Raw genomic sequence first — 23,154 nt, forward strand, 5'->3', positions numbered from 1 at the left:
TGCACCAACTCGAAGGTCAACTGCGGAGCCGTCCCCACAGGCTCAGGGTCTTGCCGAAGCGTTCGCCCCGAATCCAGTCGAGGATGCTCTTCGCGCACCGCTCCGGCGCCACATCACCCCGCACCGACCGCGGCACATGCTTGCGGAGCTCAGCCGCGTCCGCCAAGGCCTCCGCGATCTGCCCCGGCGCCCAACCACGCCCGGCCAGCCGTTTCCGCCGTACCGCGTCGGGACAGTCCAGATGCAACCACCGGCCCTCCGGCAACTCCGCGGGCAGCAGCGGCGACAGCAGCAGCACGGGGATCCCGGACCGCCGGATCAGCTCGGTGACACGCAACCACAGCGCGTTGTACGCCGGCCAGATCGGGGCCGCGGTCGGAGTCGTGATGTCGAGCCCGAGCAACCGGCCGTGATCGTCCAGTAGCTCGTCCATGTCCATCACAACCAGGTTCCCCGGATTCAACCGGACCAACTCAGGCACCACGGTCGACTTCCCCGCACCAGGTGCACCAGTCACCACGAACAACCTCGTCACAAGGACTAGTGTGCGGTCACTGCACCAGGAGGCGCACGGGAGGCTGCACGTCATCCGTCACGACGGGCAGCCCAGACACCCCCGGAGTGATCGACCCGAGCACGCTCGAGTGCCGTGCGCCCGTGCAGCTCGGGACCGTCCCGCCGAGCCCATGCATCGTCAGGAAGCCCAGTACGGCGAACGCGTACGCCTCCTTCGCCGCGGACGGGAGCCCCAGCTCGTCCGTCGTACGCAGCGGCACCCCCAGCTCCGACTCGAGCAGCTTCATCAGCACCGGGTTGCGGATCCCACCACCTGACGCGATCACCTCGGTCCCGCCGTACCGCCGGACCGCATCCCCGACGGTCCGCGCCGTGAGCATCGTCACAGTGGCGACCAGGTCATCGGCGGGGATCTCGGGCAGACCCTCCATCGCGTGGGCAAGGTACGAGAGGTTGAACAGCTCCTTCCCGGTCGACTTCGGCGCCGGCCGCCCGTAGTACGGATCCGCCAGCAACCGCTCGAGCAACGGCACGTGCACCTGCCCGCGAGCAGCCATCACCCCGTCCGCGTCGAACGGCCGCCCGGTCAGCTCCGTCACAACCGCATCGATCAGCGCGTTCGCCGGACCGGTGTCGAAGGCAACGGGCTCACCGTGCACCACGGTGATGTTCGCGATCCCACCCAGGTTCAACGCCACCGGTACGCCGGTCCGCCCGCGCAACCAGAGCACGTCCATGATGCTGACCAGCGGCGCCCCCTGCCCACCGGCAGCCACATCACGCGCCCGCAGATCGGACACCACAGACACCCCGGTCGCTTCCGCGATCCACGCCGGCTGTCCCAGCTGCAGAGTCCCGCGCACCGAACCGCCGTCGACCCAGTGGAAGACCGTCTGCCCGTGCGACACGATCAGATCGGCGGACCCACCACACAGCTGCTCGACCGCCTGCCGGGCCACCTCGGCGAACGCCTGCCCGATCCCGGTGTCCAGCCGGCACACCTGCTCGACCGTCGTACTTGCCGGTGGCAACGACTGGGCAACGGCAGCACGCAACTCGTCCGAGTAGGGCTGGCTGAGCAGGCCGAGCGGCGTCAGTACCAGCTGATCGCCGTCCAGCCTCAGGTCCGCCGCAGCCGCATCGATCGCGTCGTACGACGTCCCGGACATCAACCCGATGACTCGCATGACCAGGGATCCTCTTCCGTAAGTTTCTCGCACCCGCCACGACCATCTTCGTCCATTACTCACCATCAGCGCGACCCCCGGGATGCAACCATCCGCGCGCCGTTGGTGTTTTCCTGCTTGACAGAGAAGGAGGGACGATGGCGACTCGCGGTGAGGACTTCGACGAGTTCGTCCGCGGCAGCGCGACCCGGCTGCTCCGGACCGCCGTCCTGCTCACCGGCGACCGGCAGGCGGGCGAGGACCTGGTCCAGGAGATGTACGAGCGGATCTACGTGCACTGGCCGCGGATCCGGTCCGGCGCACCGGACGCGTACGCGCGGAAGACGTTGACCAACCTGGCGACGAACCGCTGGCGCACCCGGCGCCGCAGGCCCACCGAGGTGGAGTTCGACGCCGACCACGACCGGCCGACGCCGGACGGTTCCGACCGGCACGCCGTACGGGACGAATTGCTGACCGCACTGCGCGCACTGCCGCCGCGGCAGCGGGCCGTGATCGTCCTGCGGTTCTACGACGACCTGACCGAGACCCAGGCCGCCGAGGCGCTGGGCTGTTCGGTCGGCACCGTGAAGAGCCAGACGTCGCGCGCCCTCGACCGGCTCCGCCTGATCACCGAACCGACGATCCTGGAGGGACTGCGATGACCGATACCGAACTCAAGCACCGCCTGACTGCCGACGTGGAGGACATCGAGGCTCCGTCTGATCTGCTCGACCGCGTCCGCCTCGGCGGCGCCCGCCGTGTCCGCCGGCGCGGACTCACTGCTGTCGGCGCCGGCGCCCTGGCCGTGGCGGCGGTCGCGGCCGGCGTGGTCGCCGTACCCACACTTCGCGACCGCGCAGTGCAGCCGCCGGCCGCGACGTCGACTCCCTGGGTGGATCCGATCAAGGCCGCGCCGGACGATCACTACGCGATCCTGATGAAGCACGACACGGGCGGCGACCTCGCCGGTGACCGGGCGTTCCTCGACCAGGTCCTCGCGACCTGGCGGGCCAAGCAGCGAGCGGAGCATGGCAAACCCGGCAACCCGCTCTCGGGAAACGCCTGGGACGCGATGATCGGAGAGCCGAGGATCTACTGGGCCGGGACGACTCCGGTCGGACGGATGGCGATCGTCGTCCAGCACTACAAGGTGCCGCACCCGGACCCGAAGGTGAAGTACGGTCTCAGCGGCATCCACACGCTGGCCGGCCTCGTCCGCGACGACGGTCACGGACGGCTGATGGACGGCGGGATGGTGTTCCCCTACGACCCGAGCAGCTATCCGGTGTTCTCTGTGCGGGATCCGGGCAAGCCCAGCCTGGCCATCGTCCTGGGGATGGGGAAGCGGCTCGCCTGGGGGCTGACGCGCGACAAGCCCACGCCGATGAAGTTCACCGACGGCGTCGCCGTGAACGTGATACCGGAGGAGATCATCGAGCGGGTGCGGTTCTGGGAGCTTCCCGCCCGGTAGGCCCTTGACAGTGCCGAAGCATCGATCGATGATCGGGGTCGCTATACCGGTTTATCTTCCGTCGCCGCCTGGGGATGCCGCCAGGCGGCGAGGGGTACTTAACCGATATAGCGCACCGCCCACCTTTGACGAGGAGTCGATCGAATGAGTCCACAGCTCATGCGCAGAAGGACCCTGCTGTCAGCTCTCGCCGCCGGCACCGCCGCGGCCGCCACCGGCACCCTGCCCGCGCTGGCGCAGGACAAGCGCTGCAGAGGCCGGAAGACCGGTCCGGTCACGGTCGCCTACATCGAGGTCAACGACCACAGCATGCTGAGCGCCGGCAAGTACACGCTGGCCAACGGCGGCGCCCAGGTGATCGACGTCGCGGTGATCTTCGCGGCGAACATCAACTACGACGGCACCAAGGCCTACCTGTCCTGCAACGAGAACGTGCAGAGCGTGCTCGACAACGTCGCCACCCAGGTCCGGCCCCTGCAGCAGAAGGGCATCAAGGTCCTGCTGTCGATCCTCGGCAACCACCAGGGCGCGGGCTTCGCCAACTTCCCGACCCAGGCCGCGGCCGACGCGTTCGCCCAGGAGCTCGCCGACGCGGTCAACCAGTACGGCCTGGACGGTATCGACTTCGACGACGAGTACGCCGAGTACGGCAACAACGGCACCGGCCAGCCGAACGACTTCTCGTTCGTCTACCTGGTCCAGGCGCTGCGCCAGAAGCTGCCGGACAAGCTGATCACGCTCTACGACATCGGCCCGGCCGCGGATCGCCTGACCTACAACGGCCAGAGCATCGCCAACACCTTCAACTACGCCTGGAACCCGTACTACGGAACCTGGGGCGTCCCGAGCGGCCCGACCTCGAAGTCGCGCCTCTCCCCGGCCGCCGTGTCGTACACAGCAACCAGCTCCTCGACAGCAGCCAGTCTCGCCCAGCGCACGGTCGACGAGGGGTACGGCGTCTTCCTCACCTACAACCTCACCGAGTCCGACACCGCCTCCTACATGACCGCCTTCACCCAGAAGCTCTACGGCAGCGCGACCGTCTACACGCCCTAGACGTCGTACTCCCATCCTGGTTGCCAGTTGAACGGGGCCGTGATCAGGTCCTCCAGCGGAGCGTGGCTGCCCAGGAGGTGTTCGAAGGCCCAGCGGTTTGCCGAGTGGGCTACTACGAGGACGACCTGGCCGTTGTGCCAGCGTTTGAGGTCGGCCAGGAACGAGCGGGTGAGTTCGACCACATCCCAGTAGCTCTGGCCGGCGGGGAATGGTTTGTGGACCCGGTCGACGCGTGGTTCGAGGGCGTCGACCGGGGCGCCGTTCAGGTCGCCGTAGTCGCACTCGCGCAGTCGCCAGTCCTGGAAGTGCGGCACGGTCAGGTCGGCCAGCTCCACCGAATGCACGGCCCGCCGCAGGTCGGAGCTGAAGACGACGTCGACCTCGCGTCGCCGCGCCCCCATCGCGATCGCCTCCCGGATCCCCTCCTCCGACAGTTCGCCGGGCTGCCAGCCGGTCGCGATTCCGCGTTCGTTGTCGCGGGTGGTCGAGTGCGTCTCGTATATCAGCTTCATACCTCACACCCAATCTCACTTTGACCCCGTTACCGGCGGGTATATACTCAAGTTACTCGTGAGTATCACGCTGCGAAGAGGCCAAGCTTCCAAGAGGTAGGGGAATCCTGTGACCCACTACAAGTCGAATCTGCGGGACATCGAGTTCAACCTGCTCGAGGTCCTGGGCCGTGATGCGGTGCTCGGGCAGGGCCCGTACGCCGACATGGACGTCGACACCGCACGTGAGGTGCTGGCGGAGATCGACCGCCTGGCCAGGAACGAGCTCGCCGAGTCGTTCGAGGAGTCCGACCGGACACCGCCGGTCTTCGACCCGGCCACGCACGAGGTGCGGATGCCGGAGGCCTTCAAAAAGAGCTTCCACGCCTACATGGACGCCGAGTGGTACAAGCTCGAGCTCCCGCCGGAGCTGGGTGGTCAGCCGACGCCTCCGTCGCTGCGCTGGGGTGCGGCCGAGCTGGTGCTCGGGTCGAACCCGGCCGTCCACATCTATGCCGCCGGCCCGAACTTCGCGCACGTCGTCTGGCGCAACGGCACCGAGCGGGACAAGAAGATCGCCCACCACATGATCGACCGCGGCTGGGGCGCCACCATGGTGCTGACCGAGCCGGACGCGGGCTCCGACGTCGGCGCCGGCCGCACCAAGGCCACCCTGCAGGACGACGGCACCTGGCACATCGAGGGCGTCAAGCGGTTCATCACCTCGGGCGAGCACGACATGACCGAGAACATCGTCCACCTGGTGCTGGCCCGCCCGCAGGGTGTCGAAGGCGCCGGCGGCCCGGGCACCAAGGGCCTGAGCCTGTTCGTGGTCCCGAAGTACGACTTCGACCTGGAGACCGGCGAGCTGACCGGTGAGCGCAACGGCGCCTTCGTCACCGGGGTCGAGAAGAAGATGGGCATCAAGGTGTCCACCACCTGCGAGATCACCTTCGGCGAGACCGTGCCGGCCAAGGGCTACCTGCTCGGTGAGGTGCACGACGGCATCGCGCAGATGTTCCAGGTGATCGAGTACGCGCGGATGATGGTTGGCACCAAGGCGATCGCCACCCTGTCCACCGGCTACCTGAACGCGCTGGAGTACGCCAAGGAACGGGTCCAGGGCGCCGACCTGACCAACCCGGCCAAGGACGCCCCGCGGGTGACGATCACCCACCACCCCGACGTACGTCGGTCGCTGATGACCCAGAAGGCGTACGCCGAGGCGCTGCGGGCGCTCGTACTGTTCACAGCGACGTACCAGGACCGCGCTGAGCAAGCCCGGTACGCCGGTGAGCACGACCCCGTGGCCGAGGGTGTGAACGATCTGCTGCTGCCGCTGGTGAAGGGCTACGGCTCGGAGAAGTCGTGGACGCTGCTCGGGACCGAGTCGCTGCAGACGTTCGGTGGGTCCGGCTTCCTGCAGGACTACCCGATCGAGCAGTACGTCCGGGACGCGAAGATCGACACGCTCTACGAGGGCACGACCGCGATCCAGGGCCAGGACCTGTTCTTCCGCAAGATCATCAAGGACCAGGGCAAGGCGCTGGGCCACCTGGCCGAGCAGATCCAGGGCTTCGTCGCCTCCGAGGCGGGCAACGGCCGGTTGAAGGAAGAGCGGACGCTGCTGGCCAAGGGCCTGGAGGACACCCAGAAGATTCTGGGCGTGATGGGCCAGGCGCTGATGGCGAGCAACCCGCAGGCGGAGAACGGCGACCCGCGCAACGTCTACAAGGTTGGCCTGAACACCTCCCGGCTGCTGTTCGTGCTCGGTGACCTCGTCTGCTCCTGGCTGATGCTGCGTCAGGCGGAGGTCGCGCTGAACGCCCTCGGCGGCGAGCTGTCCCCGTCCGAGCAGGACTTCTACACCGGCAAGGTCGCGGCGGCCCAGTGGTTCGTCCGCTCCACCATGCCGACGGTCCGCGCCGAGCGGATCAAGGCCGAGCTCACCGACCTCGACATCATGGATCTGCCCGAGTCGGCGTTCTGACAGCTCCTCCGGCTCGGCCACTTGCGCGGGTCGAGCCGGAGGCCACCTCGGGGCAGATTGATCTGCCCCACGATCTGCCCTGGTGAGGACGCGGTTCATGTAGAAGCGTTTCTGCCCGTGGCACCCGCGACCCTGGCTTGGTCTCCCCTGTCCGAGCCAGGGCCGTGTCACGTCCGGGCAGGTCCGCGGCACCCCGGGAACCACGTGTCCAGGTCCCGCGTCCGTGTGTACGTGTCCACCTCCGGTCGTCGTACGCTGTCCGCGATGCCCGCCCGTTTAGTTGCCGTCGCCTTCGTACTCCTCACGTTCCTCCCGGTCCGTGCGGAGGCCGCGACCCCGACGCTGCCCGACCGGATCGCGGCCGCCTGGACGAAGGACCGGGTCTACGTCGACGAGCGGCTCGCCCCGGCGATGCCGGCCACCGAGCTGAGCCGGATCCGCACCGCGGCGTCCACGGCGGGCTTCCCCGTGTACGTCGCGCTCGTGCCCCGGACGCCGGACCTGCTGCCGATCCTCTACGACCTGCCGACGTTGCTGCAGGCACGCACCGGGCAGCCCGGGCTTTACATCATCCAGACGGTCACGGACGAGTACTGGTCCGGCGTGGAGGAGCTCTACCGGCCCGGCAACCTCGCCGGCCGGTCGCTGATCAGCGTGGAGAGCGACGACAAGCAGCGACTCGACATCGTGAACGACCGGCCCGCGCCGCACGTCGTGCGGACCATCCAGCAGGCAGGTACGGCGTACGACGGTCGCGCACTGCCCGCGGTCCCGGCCGGAGACCTGGAGCCGGAGCGTTCCGAACGCGGGATGTCCGTCACCGACAAGGAGAACCGGGCCGCCTACATCGGGCTGGCCGGTGGTGGGTTGGCCGGCTTCGTTCTGACGCTGTGGCTCGCACTCCGCCGGAAGCGACGCAAGCAGGACCCGAAGGGACCGTTCGGCCGGCCTTCCGTCGGTCTGGCGTCGACGAAGACCAAGGCGGATGCGCAGCTCCGGCGTGCCGACCAGGCGGTCGAGCGGCTAAGCAAGCGCGCCAAGCTGTCCGCCCACCAGCTCGACGAGCGTGACGACGCCACCCGTCGGCTGGACGCCGCCCACACCCTGCGTGAGCGGCACCCCGACGATCTCCTCTCGATGGTCGGCGCCCTGGTGCTGGCCCGGCAGGCTGAGCGGGTCGCCGCCGGATCGCCGGTCCAGCCGCCGTGCTTCTTCGACCCGACCCACCAGCCGGGGACCACCACGGTGACCTGGGACGACGACGTCGAGGTGCCCACGTGCCGGAACTGTGCCGCGGTCTTCGCCAAGGGCCGCCGGCCGCTCGGCCTGCGCGTACAGCGGAAGTCCGGTCGGCGCGGCCACGAGATCGTGCCCTACTGGACCCTGGACCCGGAGGACAGCCCGATGGTGGCGACCGGCTTCGGCGCCCTCTCCGACGACCTGCCCGAGCGGATCTCCGGGCGTCTGGACGATGTCCGATGAGACGCGCCGCGATGTTGCTACTGGCAACGATCTTCGTACTCGGCGTACCGGCCGCGGCCGCGGCCTCGGCCTCGGCCACCGTACCGGTGGATCCGCGCATCACTGCGGCGGTGGCCGCCTGGGCGAACGAGCCGCTGTACGTCGACCCGGACTACGCGTCGCTCGCGGATCCGGCGGCGATGCTGGAGAAGATCCGGTCCGCTCCTGTCCCGGTGTACGTCGCCGTGGTGCCGACCGGCGCCTGGTTCCAGGAGAAGGACGACACGGAACTGCTGGCCGGTTGGCTCGCGAACGCCAACAAGAAACCGGGCCTTTACGTCGTGATGGACGGCGACACCTCGAACGGCGCGGAGCACGAGATCCAGGCCCGCGCACTGGGCAAGACCTGGGCGAACGGGGCCAAGCAGGCGTTGAGCAGCCAGCTGTCCGACTACCTGGCCGAGGTCAAGGTCGACGACCGATACGAAGCCAAGCCGGCCCGGAGCACGCCGAACGCGCCGGAGCCACCGGACGAGTCCGAGCCGGAGCGATTCACCGTGGGCAAGGCGATCGGCAACGGACTGGGCGCGGGTCTGCTCGGGATCCTCGGCGGCGCGATCCTCGCCGGCGTGGTGGTGGGAGTGTCGGCGCTGGTCGCCGGCGGACGTGGAGGACGGTCGTGAGAACCCTGAAGGCCCTGGCCCTGCTGCTGGCCGCGCTGGTCACCGCACTGACGTTGACCGCGTCGCCCGCGCAGGCGCAGACCCCGGCGGAGAAGGCCCGCGAGATCGCGACCGCCCTCGGCAAGGATCCGCTGTACATCGACCCGGCGTACCAGTCGGCTCTGCCCGCGACCCTGCGCACCGACCTCAAGAAGAAGGCCACCGCGCTCGGCTACCCGGTCTACTCGATGGTGCTGCCGCTGAGCGCGAGCGACGCGTTCCAGGGCAAGGAGGAGAACGTCCTCACCCTCGTGATCGACGCGATGCAGAAGCCAGGCCTGTACGTCGTGGTCAACGGGGGCGAGCGGTTCCCGTACTACGAGGCGCACCAGTTGCCGCAGCTCGAGGACGATCGGCTGCAGGCGGTCCGCGAGCGAGCCCTCGACGACACCGGGTACGACGCGGGGCCGACCGAGGTGATGGCTCGGATGTACGAGTTGCTGGCCGCTCCCGCACTGCCGCCGGCGAGCCCGACCCGGTCGCCCGCGACCGGATCCAGGTCCGGGTCGGGGTCCGATGACGACCGGGACTCCGACGACTCGTCGACCGGGAAGGTCGTCGGGTTCGTCGTACTGGGTCTGGTTGTTCTGGTGGTGCTCGGGCTGGTCATCGGACTGGTCCGGCGTACTGGTGGTGGCGGGCCGCGGCGGGAGAAGCCGTTCAGCATTCCGCCGCACGTGGCGGCGACGGTTGCTGCCGAGCGGCGGAGGCGGCTGACGCAGGAGACTTCCCTGGAGCTCACCACGCTGGGGTCACAGCTGGCGGCACTCCCTGACGCCCAGGGTCTGGGGCTGCGGCATCAGCAGGCCGCGCTCGACGCGCAGCAGGCAGCCGGCAAGGTCCTCGACTCCTCGAAGGACCTGGTCGACGTGGTCGGCGCGATGGTCCTGCTCGACAAGGCGAGGCGCGAGTACGACGCGGCTGTGGCGGTCGCGGCCGACCGTCCGGTGCCCGACGTACCGGATCTGTGTGCCTTCAATCCCTTGCACGGAAGGTCTTCCGGGAAGCCGACCCAGGTCGAGGCCGACGGTGCGACGCTGACGCTGCCGTTGTGCGCTGCCTGCCGACAGGCGCTGAAGCGGGGCAAGGCGCCGGCCTCGCTGCCGGGCGACAACGGGCCGTACTGGTACGGCACCGATCTGTGGGCGCGGACCTTCTTCGGGTCGCTCGACGAGGACCTGGCCGGGGCTGTGGCCCGGGGCGAGTACCGGTCCTGACCCCGGCGATCCTCAGGAAACCCTCAGGGGCGTCTCGGGGGATCTGCCGGATCCTCCGGGACGGCTCCGCGGCCTACTGTCGAGCCGACAGCGTGGGGCGGGGCAGGAGAAGAGGCGGACGATGGCGGAGAGCAAGCAACTCGGGGCAATCCTTCTGGTGGCGGCGGCCGGGTTGGCGTTCTGGCAGTTCGGGGACAAGGACTCCGACGACAAGCATCAGGTCGACGAGAAGATCACCACCGTCCAGCTGGCCGCCGAGAGCGCCGACATCCGGATCGAGGTGTCCGACGACGACACCACGACGGTCCAGGAGCAGCGGCACTTCTGGCTCTGGAAGCACGGCGACGCCTACTCGGTGAAGGACGGCGTACTGAAGCTCGACGGCGACTGCGGCTGGCAGTGCAGCGCCGACTTCGTCGTCAAGGTCCCGCGGGGGACGAAGGTGACCGGCGAGAACGGCAGCGGCGACCTCTCGATCTCCGGCGTGAGCGGGGTGGACACGAAGTCGCGGTCCGGCAAGATCGAGCTCGACGACGTCTCCGGCGACGTGAAGCTCGACCTCACCTCGGGTGACGTGGAGATCGGAGACCTGGCCGGCAAACTGGACGTGACGGCGAACTCGGGCGACATCAAGGCGTCCGGCCTGAAGGGCGGCCCGGTGCACGTCGAGACCAGCTCCGGTGACATCGAGCTCCAGCTGGCCGAGGCGAACGACGTCCGCGCCAAGGGCACCAGCGGCGACGTCGAGGTGACCGCGCCGTCCGGCGGCTACAAGGTCGCCACCGACACCCACAGCGGCGAGGTCGACAACGAGCTGGGCAACGACCCGAACGGTTCGCACACCATCGACGCCACCACCGTCAGCGGCGACATCGACCTCAGCGCCAACTGACCACGTTTACGAGCCGGGTACCAATCGGGTACCGAGGACACTCGGTGGTTGATGGATTACGTGGTGATGGCGGAGTAGCGTCGTCAGTGTCGCGACTTCATGAGGAGGCTCGGATGAGCATCGGTGTCGGGATCTTTCTGATGGTCGTGGGCGCCATTCTGGCGTTCGCGGTCCGGGATTCGTGGGACGCGGTCGATCTGACGGCGGTGGGCTACATCCTGATCGTTGCCGGAATCGCCGGCATCGCCCTGTCCTTCTACATCACCAACCGGCGCCGGCGCGTCGACACGGACGCGATCGACCCCGCGGTCGAGGAGGAGTACCGGGTCGTCGAGGAGCACCACCGCGACATCAAGGAGTAGACGCTCCGGACAGCACCAGCTCGAGCCGGGCGGAGCCGTCCGGCGTGACGCGGACAGGCACGCCCCAATCCTGCCGGTGCATGTGACACGCGGGGAACTCGACCTCGGCCGAGTCGTCACACGAAGCAGCCTGTACGGCGACGTGCAGGACACCGTCCCCGACCCGCTCGTCGATCACGAGCCGGCGGGTCAGATCGGTCGAGTCGCCCGCGCCTTCGCGGAGCAGGCTCTCCGGGGTCGATGACACGAGCAGTCGCGTCGACGGGCCGTACCGCTCGTCCAGCTTCTGTCCGGGCGGCGGGGTGAACACGACGTCGAGCGTCACCTCGCCACCCGCGATCTCCATCGGTGGACGCTGCGTCCGGGTGCTGAACTCGTCCGCGGTCGCGGACGCACCCAACGGGATCCGGGTCAGCCGGTGCGCGGCCGACTCGACCACGAGCAGTTCGTTGCCCACGACAACAGCTCCGCTGGGCTCGGCCAGTCCGGTCGCCATCGTGTCGACCACCTCGGTGCGCGGGTCGAACCGGCGTACGGCGCCGTTGTAGGTGTCGGCGATCGCGATCGAGCCGTCCGGGAGCGCGGTCACCCCGAGTGGGTGCTGGAGCAGCGCCTCGCTCGCCTTGCCGTCGCGCAGGCCGAAGTCGAACAACCCGGTGCCGACGGCGGTGTGTACCTCGGTGTCGATCCAGCGCAGTGCGGAGATCTCCGCGTCAGCCAGCCAGAGGCGGTCGCCATCCACGGCGAGGCCGCTCGTCTGCGCGAACCACGCCCCGGCCGGCGGGCCGTCCTTCAGGCCTTCGTTGGTGGTGCCGGCGGCAACTTCTGTCACCTTGGTGAACGGGTCGTACGTCCACAACTGGTGAACGCCGGCCATCGCGATCCACACCTTGTCCTGCCACCAGGCGACGTCCCACGGTGAACTGAGGACGTCCGTCCCGTCGCCGTCCATCCATTGCTTGCCGGTGCCAACGAGTGTGGTGACTTCGCCGGACTGCAAGGCGATTCCGCGCAGCGCATGGTTCACGGTGTCCGCGACGACAACGTCGTACCCGAGTCGTGCGGCTACGTCGTCCGGCAGCAGGGTCAGCCCGTTCGGCTCGGCGAACCGCGCCTCGGACGCGCCGCCGTCGACGAAACCACGCTCGCCGGTGCCGATCCGCCGTACGACGGTCTCGGCGTCCGCTTCCAGTTCGACGATGCTGTGGTTGCCGGCGTCCGCGACCAGGAACCCGTTGTCCAGCGCAACGACCTTCGCCGGGAACCGCAGGTCGGTGGGCTCCGCGGCAGGAGCGACGTACGGCGATTTGCCCCGCGTCAGCGTGCCCGCCTTCTCGTGCTCGGCGATCAGCTCCTCGAGCTGTGCATCCAGAGCGTGGGCGTGGCCCTCACCCGAGTACTGCGCGACGATGTAACCGTTGGGGTCGACGAGAACGAGCGTCGGCCAGGCGCGGGCGGTGTAGTTCTGCCACGTCACCAGGTCGGGGTCGTCCAGCACCGGGTGGGCCACCTCGTACCGCTCGACCGCAGCCCGGACGGCCGCCTCTTCGCCCTCATGCGCGAACTTCGGCGAGTGCACCCCGACGATCACCAGCGCATCGCCGTACTTCTCCTCCAACGGCCGCAACTCGTCCAGCACGTGCAGGCAGTTGATACAGCAGAACGTCCAGAAGTCGAGCAGCAGGAACCGCCCCCGGAAGTCCGCGAGCTTCAGCTCCCGTCCCCCGGTGTTCAACCACCCACGACCCCTGAGCTCCGGCGCACGAACATGCATACCCCCATTGTCCGACGCCACTCAACGCCACCCATCACCCGCCCGCCATCCGGAATCCCGCCTGCCTGCAACAGCGGCGGTTATCCCCTGCCGTTGTGGGTTCTCCCTCCTCATATCAACAACCCCATGCCGCGAAGGGATATCCGGCCTCGTGTTCGATGCGTGGGGCGCTGTACCGACGGACGGGTAGTAGTCAACCGGACCGAGGATCTGGCGAGGGGTTCACGCTCGGCACTGGCCAGTCGGAGGAGGTTAAGCCGACCACTACCCGTTGGTCGGTACACGCCCCGGGTCAGCGGGGGAGGATGAGGGTGTCGGTGAGGAGTTTGGCGGTTTTGCGGAGGGTTGCCGGGGATGAGGAGAGGTCGGCGGCGAGGGCGTAGGGGGTGAGGGGTTCGCCGGGGCCGACCAGGCGGTGGCGGTGGGCGAGGAGCCAGACGATGGCTCGGGGCCAGGTGGAGAGGCGGGCCTTGGCGAGGAGCTCGGGGGCGTCGCGGACGAGGCGTTCGGCGATGTCGAAGGCGTCGGGGGCGTACGCGTTGCCGAGGGTCTCGCCGGCCATCAGCCAGGCGTGCGGGGCCAGGACGGAGAGCGTGGCGGCTTGGGACTTGTCCAGACCGTTCAGGTCCGGCTGCGGGGGTGAACCCAGGCCGGACAGCGCCCGGTAGGCGTCTTCCAGGTCGTTGGTGGTGTCGTCGAGGAAGACCCGCTCCCCCGGCTTCGAGCCGACCGGATCGATCATCGCGGCCGCTTCCAGCGCGGGCGACCACACATCAACGGCGTCGACCGCCTCCTCGATGGCGTCCAGCGGCAACTGCGTCCGCTCGCCGGCGAACTCCAGCCACGCCTTCACCACCTGCGGAACGGCTTCAAAATAAGTGCTATCGGCAAGCACCTTGCGTGGCAACCAGTGCGCGAGGAACAACTCCACCAGTACGGCGCTGACCCGCAACGGACCGCCGACGGTGTGATCCACCGCGTGGTCGATCCACAGCCGGACGATGTCGGCGGCATCTTCCGCCAACCCCATCGCATGCTGCGACGCCAGGAACTCCTCCACCAGCTGATCCCGCTGGCGAGGTGACAGCAACGGCCGGATCGGTGGTCGGACCGGGCGCTCCGGCAACTGGGTCAGCCGGTTCACCAGCAGTCCGGAGAAGAACTCGAAGTCCTCGCTCACCGGCGGATCGTCGTAGTCGTTGGTCTCGCCGAGCGCCTGCAGGATGATCCCGGCCGCCGTCGACGGACGCACGGTCCGGATCGTCACCCGGCCGCCGCGCTGATACGCCTCCAGCACCCGGTCCACCGGCGGCCCGACGAACACGTCCTTCACGATCGCGCCGAGATTGTTGTCGATGAACACCACCACGGTGTGCGGATGCTGCTCGTCGTCATAGTCGAGTACGACGCTCAGTCCGTCGCCGGTGATGTCCTCCGACACGATCGCGCTGGTCAGCCGGAACCCGGCGATCCGGCTCACCCAGTCCGGGACCATCGGCTCGGTCCGCACCCGGGACAGATGAGCCCGTTGCAGCGGCAACCGCCCGGCCGGCCCGACCGTCCGGGCCAGCGAAGTCAACAGCACAAAGGAATCCACGTCGTGGCGCTCACCGAGCACGCGGGCGGCGTCGGCCCAGAAGAATCGCTCCACCTCGCCGATCTCGTCCGGACGACCGGCCGGCCACAACTGGTCCGCCAGCATCGCCGCGGATCGCGCCACCGAGGCCTCCGCGATCACCGGGTGCAGCGCGCTCGGGGCGGCGGCGAGGTCGAGAGTAAGCGTTTCGAGCAGGGTCTCCAGCACGGCGACGCTCGGCGTGATGTCGACATCGACACCCGCCGTCGGTCCGTGGTTCGGGCCAGGAGTGGACCCGACCAGCCGTAAATGGCTGGGCCGTCCGTTCCGGCCGCGTGGAGACTTGGTCACCTCCGTGAGGTTACCGCCCAGCAGCAGTCCCCCGCAGTCCGCTGCGCGCGTCCTGTGGACAACTCGACCGGAACACGCCGTCACCGGACGGTTGCGGCCCGTGCTCATCACGAGCACGGGCCGCGGCAGAACGGCGTACCGGAGTCAGCCCTTGAGGGCACCTGCCATCAGGCCGCCGATGAACCAGCGGCCCAGCAGGATGTAGACCAGCAGCGTCGGGAACGAGGTGATCAGCGCGCCCGCCATGCTGGCCGCGTAGTCGACCTTCTGACCGCCGGACAGCGCGGCCAGGCCCAGGGTCACCGGGCCGTTGTTCTGCTGGGTGAGGAACAGCGCGAACAGGAAGTCGTTCCAGACCGAGGTGAACTGCCAGATCAGCGTCACCACGAACCCGGAGATCGAGATCGGCAGGATGATCCGGAGGTAGGTCTGGACCAGCCCCGCGCCGTCCACCCGGGCCGACTCGATGATCTCCATCGGAACGATGGTGGCGTAGTAGTTCCGGAAGATCAGCGTGCAGATCGGCAGACCGTAGATGCAGTGCGCCAGGATCAGCGTCGGCACACCCCGGGTCACGTCCAGCTCGGTGAACGTCGTCCGCAGCGGCAGCATCACCGCCTGGTAGGGGATGAACATGCCGAACAGGATCAACGCGAACACGATGTTCGCGCCGGGGAACCGCCAGCGGGCCAGCACGAACCCGTTGGCCGACCCGATCAGCGAGGAGATGATCGCGGCCGGGATCGCCAGCGACAGCGATCGGATCATGTACGGCTGCAGGACGTCCCAGGCCTTGCGCCACGGGTCCAGCGTCCAAGTCTCCGGCAACGACCACTGCGACGCGGCCGTGGTGTCACCGGAGGTCTTGAAGCTGGTGACCAGTACGACGTACACGGGGATCAGCACGAACACCAGGAAGAGCAGCAGCAGGAGGTAGCGCACCGTCCGGCTGCGCCTGGTCGATCCGTCCGCGATCACCCCGCGCTTCTGCGGTTTCCGGCGGATCGCCGCCGCGGCCTGGCCGGTCGCGGCAGCAGTGGCGTCGACGCTCATTCCTCACTCTCCTGCCGGACGGTGTACGCGATGTACGGGATGACGAGGACGGCGACGACGGCCAGCAGAACAATGGCTATCGCGGCCGCCTTGGCCTGGTCGCTGCGCAAGAGGGTGTTCCACATGTAGACCGAGGGCACCTCGGTACGGAACTGGTTCGGCCCGGTGATCGCGTAGATCAGGTCGAACAGCTTCAGCGACATGTGGCCGAGGATGATCAGCGCGGACAGCGCGATCGGCGACAGCTGCGGGAACAGCACGTGCCGGTACAGCTTGAACTCCGACGCGCCGTCCACCCGGGCCGCCTCGCGCAGCTCCGGCGGGATTCCCCGGAAGCCGGCCAGGAACAGCGCCATGATGTAGCCGGACAGCTGCCAGACCGCAGGGAGTGCGATCGACGCCATCGTCGTCCACCGGCTACCCGCGGTCCACCACGGATTCTCCAGGAAATTCAGGTGGAGAATCGAGAACAACCGGTTCAGCCCGCGGGCCTCGTCGCCCTGGGACGGGTTCAGCAACCAGCCCCAGACCACACCCGAGGCGATCATCGAGATCGCCATCGGGAACAGGTAGATCGACCGGAAGATCGACTCGCCGGGCACGCCCTTCTCCAGCAGCAGTGCCCAGATCAGGCCGAAGATCAGCGTGCCCACGATGAAGGCCACCGTGAGCACGCCGAGGTTCTTCAGCGAGTTGAGGAACCGGTCCTCGCCGAACAGGTGCGCGTAGTTCTCGAACCCGACGTACTCGGCCGGGCCCTTGCGGGCCGTGTGCCGATTGGTCAGCGAGGTGTTGAACGACCAAGCGATCAGCCCGTAGACGAAGTACCCGAGCAGAAGCACGGTCGGCAGCAGCACCAGGGCGCCAGGGCCCCAGGTGCGGATTCTTCCGTGCATGCTCAGCCCACCGTCCAGACAGCGATCCTCAACTCGACGCGCATCAGCTCGGCTTCGTCGCGGTGCCGAGCGCCGACTGCAGCTTGGCGACGTCCTGGCTGCCGCTGAACTGGCTCAGCGCGGACAGGATGTCGTTGTTCTGGCCCAGGGTGCAGGCTGCACCGTGCGCACAGGACGGCACGATCTTGTCCTTCTTCCAGTCCGCCATCGCCGACTGCTGGTACTTCGGGTAGTCAGCCGGTACGGCGTCGGAACGGGCCGGGATCGAGCCCTTCTTGGTGTTGAACGCCTTCTGGCCGTCGGCCGAGCCGGTGACCTTCAGCCAGCACTTCGCACCATCCGGGTCCGCACCGTTGGTCGGCAGCGTGAAGGAGTCCGACAGGTACTGGAAGTTGCCCGCGGTTCCCGGGGCCGGCCAGTAGGTGTAGGCCGTGTCCGCAACCTTGTTGGCCAGCTGCTGCGCGGCGACCCAGTCGCCCATCACGAAGTAGGCGGCCTGGCCCTTGTTCAGGTACTGCAGGGCGTCCGGCCAGTCGATCGCCTCGCGGTCGACGTTGGTGTAGGACAGCAGCTTCTTGTACTTGTCCAGCGCCGCCTTGACCTCGGCACCGTCCCAGCCCTCGCCCTTCCACAGGCCGGTGAACTTGTCCGGACCGAGCTCGGCCAGCAGCACGACCTCGAGCACCATCTCCTGCGCGAAGCCCTTGGAGATGGCCAGCGGCGTCTTCACTCCGGCGGCCTTCAGCTTGTCCATGTCCGCGATCCACGCGTCCACGCTCGCCGGACCGGTGGCCGGGTCGAGGTTGGCCTTCTTCATCACGGCCGGGTTCGTCCAGACCATGTTCGCCCGGTGCACGTTCGCCGGGATCGAGTAGATCTTGCCGTCGACGGTCAGGTTGTCGATCAGGTTCTGCGGGAAGGCCTTGTCCAGGCCGAACTCCTTGTACAGATCACTGATGTCGTCGACCTGGCCGGCGTTGATGTAGTCGCTCAGCTCGGCACCCGCGTGCGCCTGGAACGTGGACGGCGGCTTGCCGGCCTGCAGGTCGTTGGCCAGCACCTGCTTGGCGTTCGAGCCCGCACCACCGGCGACCGCGGAGTTGACGAACTTGTAGTCCTTGCACTCGGTGTTGAACACCGAGACCATGCCGTCCAGACCGGCCTTCTCGCCACCGTCGGCCCACCAGGTGAAGACTGTGACGTCTTTGTTCGCGGACGCGCCCCCACCGTTGCTTCCGCTGTCGTCGCTGTTCCCGCAGGCGCTGACCGCGAGAAGCCCCGCCGCGCTCAGCACCGCGAGGGTCTTACTCAGACCACCACGCATGTTCAATCTCCGATCACTTGGGTGGAGCCGCCCTGACAACGTTGCCCCCTTGACGGCCCCACTCTGGGGCGAGGCCTGCCGGGTGTCAACGTTCCGCGCAGGCGCGTTGCGCAGCCGTGACCCCGGGCACTTCAAGCGTGTGAGAGCGCGCACATCCGACGCCGGAAGGGTGCCGGCGAACACGTTCGCGCAGCTTAGGGGCGCAACATCACCTTGATCGCGCGTCGTTCGTGCATCGCGTTGTAGCCGTCGGCCACCTCCGCGAGCGGCAGCTCCGCGTCGAACACCTTGCCGGGGTTGATCTCCCCGGCCAGGACGTCGGACATGAGGTCCGGCAGATAACGCCGTACCGGCGCCGCTCCACCGGCGAGGCCGACATTACGCTGGAACATCGTCCGGATCGGCGGCTCCACGCCGTGCGGTACGCCGACGAAACCGACGGTGGCACCGGCCCTCGCGACCTCGAAGGCTGTCGTCATCGCCTGACCGGTCCCGACACACTCCAGTACTGCGTCCGCCCCGACCCCGTCGGTCAGTTCGAGTACGGCGTCCTTCGCCGCGTCACCACGTTCGGAAATGATGTCCGTGGCACCGAATTCCTTCGCCAGCTTCTGCCGGGGTTCGTGCCGCGACAACGCGACGACCCGCTCGGCACCCATCCGGGCAGCCGCGAGTACGCCGCAGAGTCCGACCGCGCCGTCACCGACCACGACGACCGTGTCGCCGGCCTTCACCCGGGCCGCGCGAGCGGCGTGCCAGCCCGTGCCCATGACGTCGGAAAGCGTAAGCAGAGAAGGGATGAGCGCATCGTCCGGCACCTCGGGCGTGGCCACCAGCGTGCCGTCGGCGTACGGGAGTTTGACGTACTCGCCCTGGCCGCCGTCGGCCTTGTCGGTGCCGTAGCCGACCATGTTCTGGCAGGCGGTCTGGTAGCCGGCCAGGCAGTGCGGGCAGGTGCCGTCACTGACCACGAACGGCGCGATCACGAAGTCGCCGGGCTTGACCGTGCGAACGTCGGAGCCGACCGCCTCGACCAGGCCGACGAACTCGTGGCCGATCCGGCGCGGCTTGGCGACCGCGGGGTCGCCGCGGTACGGCCAGAGGTCCGACCCACAGATGCACGAGGCAACTACTTTCACCAGCGCGTCCGTAGGTCCCTCGATGCTGGGATCCGGGACCTCTTCCAGCCGGACATCGAACGGCGCGTAGATCGTGGTGGCACGCATGAGCTGAGCTTAGATCGTCACGTAGCGTCCGCGGCGGTGGATCAGTGGGACAATCTCGTCCGCGGCGAGCTCGACGTGGGCGATCTCGAGTTGGACCTGGAGGGCCCAGCCGACTTCGGGCGGGTCAGGGGTGACCAGCGTGCAGCCGGCCCAGGTGCTGACGCCGACCGGGGCCGGGCCCCAGGACGTGTCGGTCCACTCCATCAGGCGGAACGGACCGCCGGGTGCCGGCGCGACGTAGCCGAACGCGTCGGCGACCTGTTGATGGGGCGCGCCGAGCAACGACACCACCGCGGTCCTTGCCTCCCGCAACGTTTCCCAGAGGTCCGAGTCCGGGTCGATCAGGCCGACGACGAATCCGGGTTCGCCGTCGGCGACCAGCATCGACGACACGGTGAGCCCGGCCCGCTTCCCGTCGTACGCCGTCGTCCACAGGCCGACCGGTGACGGCAGTCGCCCGCGGAACCGCCGGACCGGACTCCGCTCGGACTCGGGCGACATGAACGGGTGATCACCGTGGATCGTCATGACTGCACGGTACTTAGCGCACCGTCACCCGGTCCGGCAGGGTGAAGCGGTCGAGCGGGTACGCGCTGAGTCCCATCGCGTGGCGGACCGTCTCCGGCCTGCCCTCCGCGTCGAACGTGAACTGGTACCGCTGACCGTAGGCGCCGCTGTAGTCCTCGGTCACGAGCAGCGAGTCGCCGTCGACCTCGAGGCCGGTCGGCTGGTCCGCGGGATCGCCGCCGGTCGGGTCGAGCCCGTACAGGCGGCCACCGAGCTGGACGATGTCACTGACGCCCCAGAGATTGGCATACCGGCCGGTGAACCGGCTCAGGCCCGCCACGTCCGCCGGCCGGTCCTTCGACCCAGCCAGATCCAGCAGCTTGAAGAACCCCTCGGCGAGCTGCTGCGCCGGGCCGTCGATCGCGTTCGTGAGGACGGAGACCGCGATCCCGGCCGACCCGTCGACCAGGGACCTGGTGATGTGCCCGGGATAGCCACCGCCGTGTCCGAACAGCCGGCGCTCGCCGACCTTCGCGATCTGGAGACCGAGCCCGTACCTCGGCCAGTCCTTGTCCGTGGTCTGCCAGAGCGGGTGCTGCATCTCGCGCTTCGACTTGTCCGTGAGGAGTCGATCGTCACCGGGCAGGTGGGCGGAGAAGTAGGTCGCCAGGTCTCGCGCGTTGCCGAAGAAGCCGGTCGCGGCGGCCAGGGCACGGGTGTCGACGTGCTCGATCGGCACCCGTCGGTCGGCGTACGCCAGCGCGCTGTAGCCGGCGGCGTACTCGCTCGACCGTGCCGGGTCCAGCTCCGGCCCGAGCTCGGTCAGTCCGAGCTTGTCGACAATCGCCTGCTGGACGTAGGAGTTGTACGACGTCCCCGCCGCCGCCTCGATGATGAGACCGAGCAGGCCGTAACCGATGTTCGAGTACTTGAACCGCTCGTTCTCCGGAAGCACCGCCGACGACTCCTCCCGCAGGACCGCGAGCAGCTGATCCCGGTCCGGGAAGCTGGTGTCGAGCTGCCACCAGTCCGCCGCCACGCTGTCCCGGGTGATCCCGCCGGCGTGTGCCAGTAGCTCACGGACGGTCCGGTCACCAAGCGTCGTACCGACGATCTCGGTGACGTGCTGCGAGGCCTGGTCGTCCAGCCGCAGCTTCCCCTGCTCGACGAGCTGCAGCACCGCGGTCGCGGTGAACGTCTTCGAGTGTGATGCGATCCGGAACAGGTGCTGCTCGGTCAGCGGTACGTCGTTCTCCGCATCGGCCACGCCGTACGCCGCCGAGAACGCGACCGAACCCGCTGCGACCACCGCCACCTGCACGCCGGGGATGCGGAGATAGTGCTGATTGAACGCCAGCCAGCTGTCGTAGTAGGTGAGAACTTCGCGCAGACCGTCGGAATCCAGAGCTTCAGGCATGACGCCTAGATTGAATGACGCGGAAGCGACTCGCAACGTAGGCGCCGTCGGTGTAGGTCGCGTTGGCGGCCGGATTGGCCCCGGTGCCGTGGAAATCGCTGAACGCGGCCGACTGGTTCACGAACACCTGACCGGTGAGGTTCTCCGACAGTGCGACGCCGGCGTCGAGGGCGGCCTCGCGGGCCTCGTCGAGCACCTTCGTGTCGGTCGAATAGATCCCGGCGGTCATCGCGCCACCGTCGGTGACGGTCTTCTGGAAGAGGTCGATCGACTCGGCGGTATCGGCCGTCTTGACCAGGAAGGACACCGGCCCGAAGCACTCACGCCCGTACACCTCGGTGTCCTTGGCCTCGATCGCGACCAGCAGCGGGGTCCGGACCACGGCGTCCGGGAAGGCCGGGTGCTGGATCGCGCGCGACTCCAGTACGACGTCGCCGTACTCGGGGGCGAGCTCGAGCCGGCTGATCACGGCCTGGTTCACGATGCCGCCGAGGATCTCGACCGCGCGGGCGTCGTCGCCGAGCAGCTTGCCCATCGCGCCGGCGATCCCGGCGCCGACGTCCTCGAACGACTTGTGGCCCTCGTCGGTCTCGATACCGCCGGCGGGGATGAAGAGGTTCTGGGTGGTCGTGCACATCTGGCCGGAGTAGAGGCTCAGGGTGAAGGCGAGGTTGTTGGTGAGCGCCTTGAACGCGTCGGTGGAGTCGATGATGACCGCGTTGACGCCGGCCTTCTCGGTGAAGACGGTGGCCTGGGTGGCGTTCTGCTCGAGCCACTCGCCGAACTCGCTGCCACCGGTGAAGTCGATCAGCTTGACCTCGGGGCGCTGGGCGAGCGGCTTGGCCAGACCGTCGCCGGCCCGCTCGACCGCCAGCGTGACCAGGTTCGGGTCGAAACCCGCCTCGGCGAGCACCTCGCGGCACACCTCGACGGTGATCGCGAGCGGCAGCACGGCGAGCGGGTGCGGCTTCACGACCACGGCGTTGCCAGTGACCAGGGAGGCGAACAGGCCGGGCCAGGAGTTCCAGGTCGGGAAGGTGTTGCAGCCGATCACCAGCGCGACGCCGCGGCCGGTGACGGTGAACGTCTTCTCCATCCGGATCGGGTCGCCCTTGGCCGGCTTCTCCCAGACCGCGTCGGTGGGGTACCGGTTCATCTCCTCGTGCGCGTACGCGACCGCCTCCAGCGCGCGGTCGAGCGCGTGCGCGCCGCCGGCCTGGAACGCCATCACAAACGCTTGACCACTCGTGTGCTGGACCGCGTTGGCCAGCTCGAAGACCCGCTTGTGGAGCCGGTCGAGGATCTCCAGGGAGACGCCCGTACGAGCGTCGATCCCAGCGCGACGCCAGTCCGCCATACCCTTCTGCGCGGCCGCCAGGAGCTCGTCCAGGCCGTCCTCGACCATCCGGGGGTAGGAGACGTCCAGCGCGATCCCGAACGGCGATGCCTCGGTGACGACCGTGCCGCGTGATCCGGGGGTCTCGAGGGCGTACGTCGTACCCAGGTGGGCCTCGAAGGCGGACTTGCCGTCGGCTGCCGCGGTCTCGCCGTACACCCGCGGGCTCGGCGACTCCGGGAAGGCCGAGTAATACCCGCGGCCGTGGATGGCGGTCAGAGCGGCGTCGAGACGGTCACGATGAGCGGCGAGCAGATCGGTCATAGGGCGATGTTACAGTCGCTGAT

21 protein-coding genes are annotated in these 23,154 nt (G+C 68.4%); 9 read left to right on the forward strand and 12 right to left on the reverse strand.

All coding sequences use genetic code 11. From position 1 onward, the window contains the following. Positions 1-16: 16 nt before the first annotated feature. A complete protein-coding gene (locus tag AB0L70_RS01325) occupies positions 17-535 on the reverse strand; it encodes an AAA family ATPase (protein ID WP_363678669.1) in 519 nt (172 codons plus the stop codon). A gap of 16 nt (positions 536-551) precedes the next feature. Further along, the gene (locus tag AB0L70_RS01330) at positions 552-1,703 is read right to left on the reverse strand and encodes an anhydro-N-acetylmuramic acid kinase (RefSeq protein ID WP_363678671.1); all 1,152 of its coding nucleotides are present in this window, start codon (positions 1,701-1,703) and stop codon (positions 552-554) included. Positions 1,704-1,840: 137 nt separating this feature from the next. Between AB0L70_RS01330 and AB0L70_RS01335 the strand changes: the two genes are divergently transcribed. The 3 genes from AB0L70_RS01335 to AB0L70_RS01345 all read left to right on the forward strand — a co-directional run bounded on the left by AB0L70_RS01335 (position 1,841) and on the right by AB0L70_RS01345 (position 4,212). Then, on the forward strand, positions 1,841-2,347 hold the full coding sequence (locus tag AB0L70_RS01335) for a SigE family RNA polymerase sigma factor (RefSeq protein WP_363678673.1): 507 nt from the start codon (positions 1,841-1,843) through the stop codon (positions 2,345-2,347). Next, positions 2,344-3,156, forward strand: coding sequence for a hypothetical protein (locus tag AB0L70_RS01340; RefSeq protein ID WP_363678675.1), 813 nt, complete (start codon positions 2,344-2,346; stop codon positions 3,154-3,156). The genes AB0L70_RS01335 and AB0L70_RS01340 overlap by 4 nt, the downstream gene beginning before the upstream one ends. Positions 3,157-3,300: 144 nt before the next feature. Further along, positions 3,301-4,212 carry an endo-beta-N-acetylglucosaminidase H gene (locus tag AB0L70_RS01345; protein ID WP_363678677.1) on the forward strand — a complete coding sequence of 304 codons (912 nt, stop codon included), beginning with the start codon at positions 3,301-3,303 and terminating at the stop codon, positions 4,210-4,212. On the opposite strand, the gene AB0L70_RS01350 is transcribed toward AB0L70_RS01345, so the two are convergent. Next, complete coding sequence (locus AB0L70_RS01350) at positions 4,209-4,724, reverse strand: histidine phosphatase family protein (protein ID WP_363678679.1); 516 nt, start codon at positions 4,722-4,724, stop codon at positions 4,209-4,211. The genes AB0L70_RS01345 and AB0L70_RS01350 overlap by 4 nt on opposite strands. A gap of 109 nt (positions 4,725-4,833) precedes the next feature. Between AB0L70_RS01350 and AB0L70_RS01355 the strand changes: the two genes are divergently transcribed. From AB0L70_RS01355 to AB0L70_RS01380, 6 genes are all read left to right on the forward strand, one after another. Continuing rightward, a complete protein-coding gene (locus AB0L70_RS01355) occupies positions 4,834-6,693 on the forward strand; it encodes an acyl-CoA dehydrogenase (RefSeq protein WP_363678681.1) in 1,860 nt (619 codons plus the stop codon). Positions 6,694-6,957: 264 nt separating this feature from the next. Beyond that, positions 6,958-8,175, forward strand: a complete 1,218-nt coding sequence (locus AB0L70_RS01360) for a hypothetical protein (protein ID WP_363678682.1) — start codon at positions 6,958-6,960, stop codon at positions 8,173-8,175. Then, positions 8,172-8,837 (forward strand): hypothetical protein, encoded by a 666-nt coding sequence (locus AB0L70_RS01365; RefSeq protein WP_363678684.1) that lies wholly within the window; start codon positions 8,172-8,174, stop codon positions 8,835-8,837. The genes AB0L70_RS01360 and AB0L70_RS01365 overlap by 4 nt, the downstream gene beginning before the upstream one ends. Further along, entirely contained in the window at positions 8,834-10,093 is a 1,260-nt protein-coding gene (locus AB0L70_RS01370; RefSeq protein ID WP_363678686.1) for a hypothetical protein, read from the forward strand. The genes AB0L70_RS01365 and AB0L70_RS01370 overlap by 4 nt, the downstream gene beginning before the upstream one ends. 121 nt (positions 10,094-10,214) lie before the next feature. Beyond that, entirely contained in the window at positions 10,215-10,985 is a 771-nt protein-coding gene (locus tag AB0L70_RS01375; RefSeq protein WP_363678688.1) for a DUF4097 family beta strand repeat-containing protein, read from the forward strand. 113 nt (positions 10,986-11,098) lie between these two features. Next, a complete protein-coding gene (locus AB0L70_RS01380) occupies positions 11,099-11,347 on the forward strand; it encodes a DUF6458 family protein (protein ID WP_363678690.1) in 249 nt (82 codons plus the stop codon). Here the strand turns inward: AB0L70_RS01380 and AB0L70_RS01385 are convergent. The 9 genes from AB0L70_RS01385 to paaN all read right to left on the reverse strand — a co-directional run bounded on the left by AB0L70_RS01385 (position 11,337) and on the right by paaN (position 23,131). Beyond that, entirely contained in the window at positions 11,337-13,121 is a 1,785-nt protein-coding gene (locus tag AB0L70_RS01385) for an NHL domain-containing thioredoxin family protein (RefSeq protein WP_363678692.1), read from the reverse strand. The two genes, AB0L70_RS01380 and AB0L70_RS01385, sit on opposite strands and share 11 nt — an antisense overlap. Positions 13,122-13,413: 292 nt before the next feature. Next, entirely contained in the window at positions 13,414-15,048 is a 1,635-nt protein-coding gene (locus tag AB0L70_RS01390) for a hypothetical protein (protein ID WP_363678694.1), read from the reverse strand. Positions 15,049-15,192: 144 nt separating this feature from the next. Beyond that, positions 15,193-16,101: a carbohydrate ABC transporter permease gene (locus tag AB0L70_RS01395; protein WP_363678696.1), complete on the reverse strand. Its 909-nt coding sequence runs from the start codon at positions 16,099-16,101 to the stop codon at positions 15,193-15,195. After that, positions 16,098-16,997 (reverse strand): sugar ABC transporter permease, encoded by a 900-nt coding sequence (locus AB0L70_RS01400; RefSeq protein WP_363678698.1) that lies wholly within the window; start codon positions 16,995-16,997, stop codon positions 16,098-16,100. Before AB0L70_RS01400 ends, AB0L70_RS01395 begins: the two co-directional genes overlap by 4 nt. A 43-nt stretch (positions 16,998-17,040) precedes the next feature. Further along, positions 17,041-18,321 carry an ABC transporter substrate-binding protein gene (locus tag AB0L70_RS01405; RefSeq protein ID WP_363678700.1) on the reverse strand — a complete coding sequence of 427 codons (1,281 nt, stop codon included), beginning with the start codon at positions 18,319-18,321 and terminating at the stop codon, positions 17,041-17,043. A 194-nt stretch (positions 18,322-18,515) separates the two neighbouring features. After that, complete coding sequence (locus AB0L70_RS01410; RefSeq protein WP_363678702.1) at positions 18,516-19,547, reverse strand: zinc-dependent alcohol dehydrogenase family protein; 1,032 nt, start codon at positions 19,545-19,547, stop codon at positions 18,516-18,518. 9 nt (positions 19,548-19,556) lie between these two features. Continuing rightward, positions 19,557-20,075 carry a flavin reductase family protein gene (locus AB0L70_RS01415; RefSeq protein ID WP_363678704.1) on the reverse strand — a complete coding sequence of 173 codons (519 nt, stop codon included), beginning with the start codon at positions 20,073-20,075 and terminating at the stop codon, positions 19,557-19,559. Positions 20,076-20,088: 13 nt separating this feature from the next. Then, positions 20,089-21,471 (reverse strand): serine hydrolase domain-containing protein, encoded by a 1,383-nt coding sequence (locus AB0L70_RS01420; protein ID WP_363678706.1) that lies wholly within the window; start codon positions 21,469-21,471, stop codon positions 20,089-20,091. Continuing rightward, positions 21,464-23,131 carry a phenylacetic acid degradation protein PaaN gene (gene paaN, locus AB0L70_RS01425; protein WP_363678708.1) on the reverse strand — a complete coding sequence of 556 codons (1,668 nt, stop codon included), beginning with the start codon at positions 23,129-23,131 and terminating at the stop codon, positions 21,464-21,466. The genes AB0L70_RS01420 and paaN overlap by 8 nt, the downstream gene beginning before the upstream one ends. Between the last annotated feature and the right edge of the window lie 23 nt (positions 23,132-23,154).

The organism is Kribbella sp. NPDC051952 (assembly GCF_040680855.1).
Lineage (GTDB): Bacteria > Actinomycetota > Actinomycetes > Propionibacteriales > Kribbellaceae > Kribbella.

Excerpts from the sequence above, each read along its gene's own strand:
- AB0L70_RS01410 (WP_363678702.1), bottom strand. The coding sequence starts at position 19,547 with ATGCGTGCCACCACGATCTACGCGCCGTTCGATGTCCGGCTGGAAGAG.
- paaN (WP_363678708.1), bottom strand. The coding sequence starts at position 23,131 with ATGACCGATCTGCTCGCCGCTCATCGTGACCGTCTCGACGCCGCTCTG.
- AB0L70_RS01360 (WP_363678682.1), top strand. The coding sequence starts at position 6,958 with ATGCCCGCCCGTTTAGTTGCCGTCGCCTTCGTACTCCTCACGTTCCTC.
- AB0L70_RS01385 (WP_363678692.1), bottom strand. The coding sequence starts at position 13,121 with ATGCATGTTCGTGCGCCGGAGCTCAGGGGTCGTGGGTGGTTGAACACC.
- AB0L70_RS01375 (WP_363678688.1), top strand. The coding sequence starts at position 10,215 with ATGGCGGAGAGCAAGCAACTCGGGGCAATCCTTCTGGTGGCGGCGGCC.
- AB0L70_RS01405 (WP_363678700.1), bottom strand. The coding sequence starts at position 18,321 with ATGCGTGGTGGTCTGAGTAAGACCCTCGCGGTGCTGAGCGCGGCGGGG.
- AB0L70_RS01330 (WP_363678671.1), bottom strand. The coding sequence starts at position 1,703 with ATGCGAGTCATCGGGTTGATGTCCGGGACGTCGTACGACGCGATCGAT.
- AB0L70_RS01350 (WP_363678679.1), bottom strand. The coding sequence starts at position 4,724 with ATGAAGCTGATATACGAGACGCACTCGACCACCCGCGACAACGAACGC.
- AB0L70_RS01335 (WP_363678673.1), top strand. The coding sequence starts at position 1,841 with ATGGCGACTCGCGGTGAGGACTTCGACGAGTTCGTCCGCGGCAGCGCG.
- AB0L70_RS01345 (WP_363678677.1), top strand. The coding sequence starts at position 3,301 with ATGAGTCCACAGCTCATGCGCAGAAGGACCCTGCTGTCAGCTCTCGCC.
- AB0L70_RS01395 (WP_363678696.1), bottom strand. The coding sequence starts at position 16,101 with ATGAGCGTCGACGCCACTGCTGCCGCGACCGGCCAGGCCGCGGCGGCG.
- AB0L70_RS01400 (WP_363678698.1), bottom strand. The coding sequence starts at position 16,997 with ATGCACGGAAGAATCCGCACCTGGGGCCCTGGCGCCCTGGTGCTGCTG.
- AB0L70_RS01340 (WP_363678675.1), top strand. The coding sequence starts at position 2,344 with ATGACCGATACCGAACTCAAGCACCGCCTGACTGCCGACGTGGAGGAC.
- AB0L70_RS01420 (WP_363678706.1), bottom strand. The coding sequence starts at position 21,471 with ATGCCTGAAGCTCTGGATTCCGACGGTCTGCGCGAAGTTCTCACCTAC.
- AB0L70_RS01380 (WP_363678690.1), top strand. The coding sequence starts at position 11,099 with ATGAGCATCGGTGTCGGGATCTTTCTGATGGTCGTGGGCGCCATTCTG.
- AB0L70_RS01415 (WP_363678704.1), bottom strand. The coding sequence starts at position 20,075 with ATGACGATCCACGGTGATCACCCGTTCATGTCGCCCGAGTCCGAGCGG.
- AB0L70_RS01365 (WP_363678684.1), top strand. The coding sequence starts at position 8,172 with ATGAGACGCGCCGCGATGTTGCTACTGGCAACGATCTTCGTACTCGGC.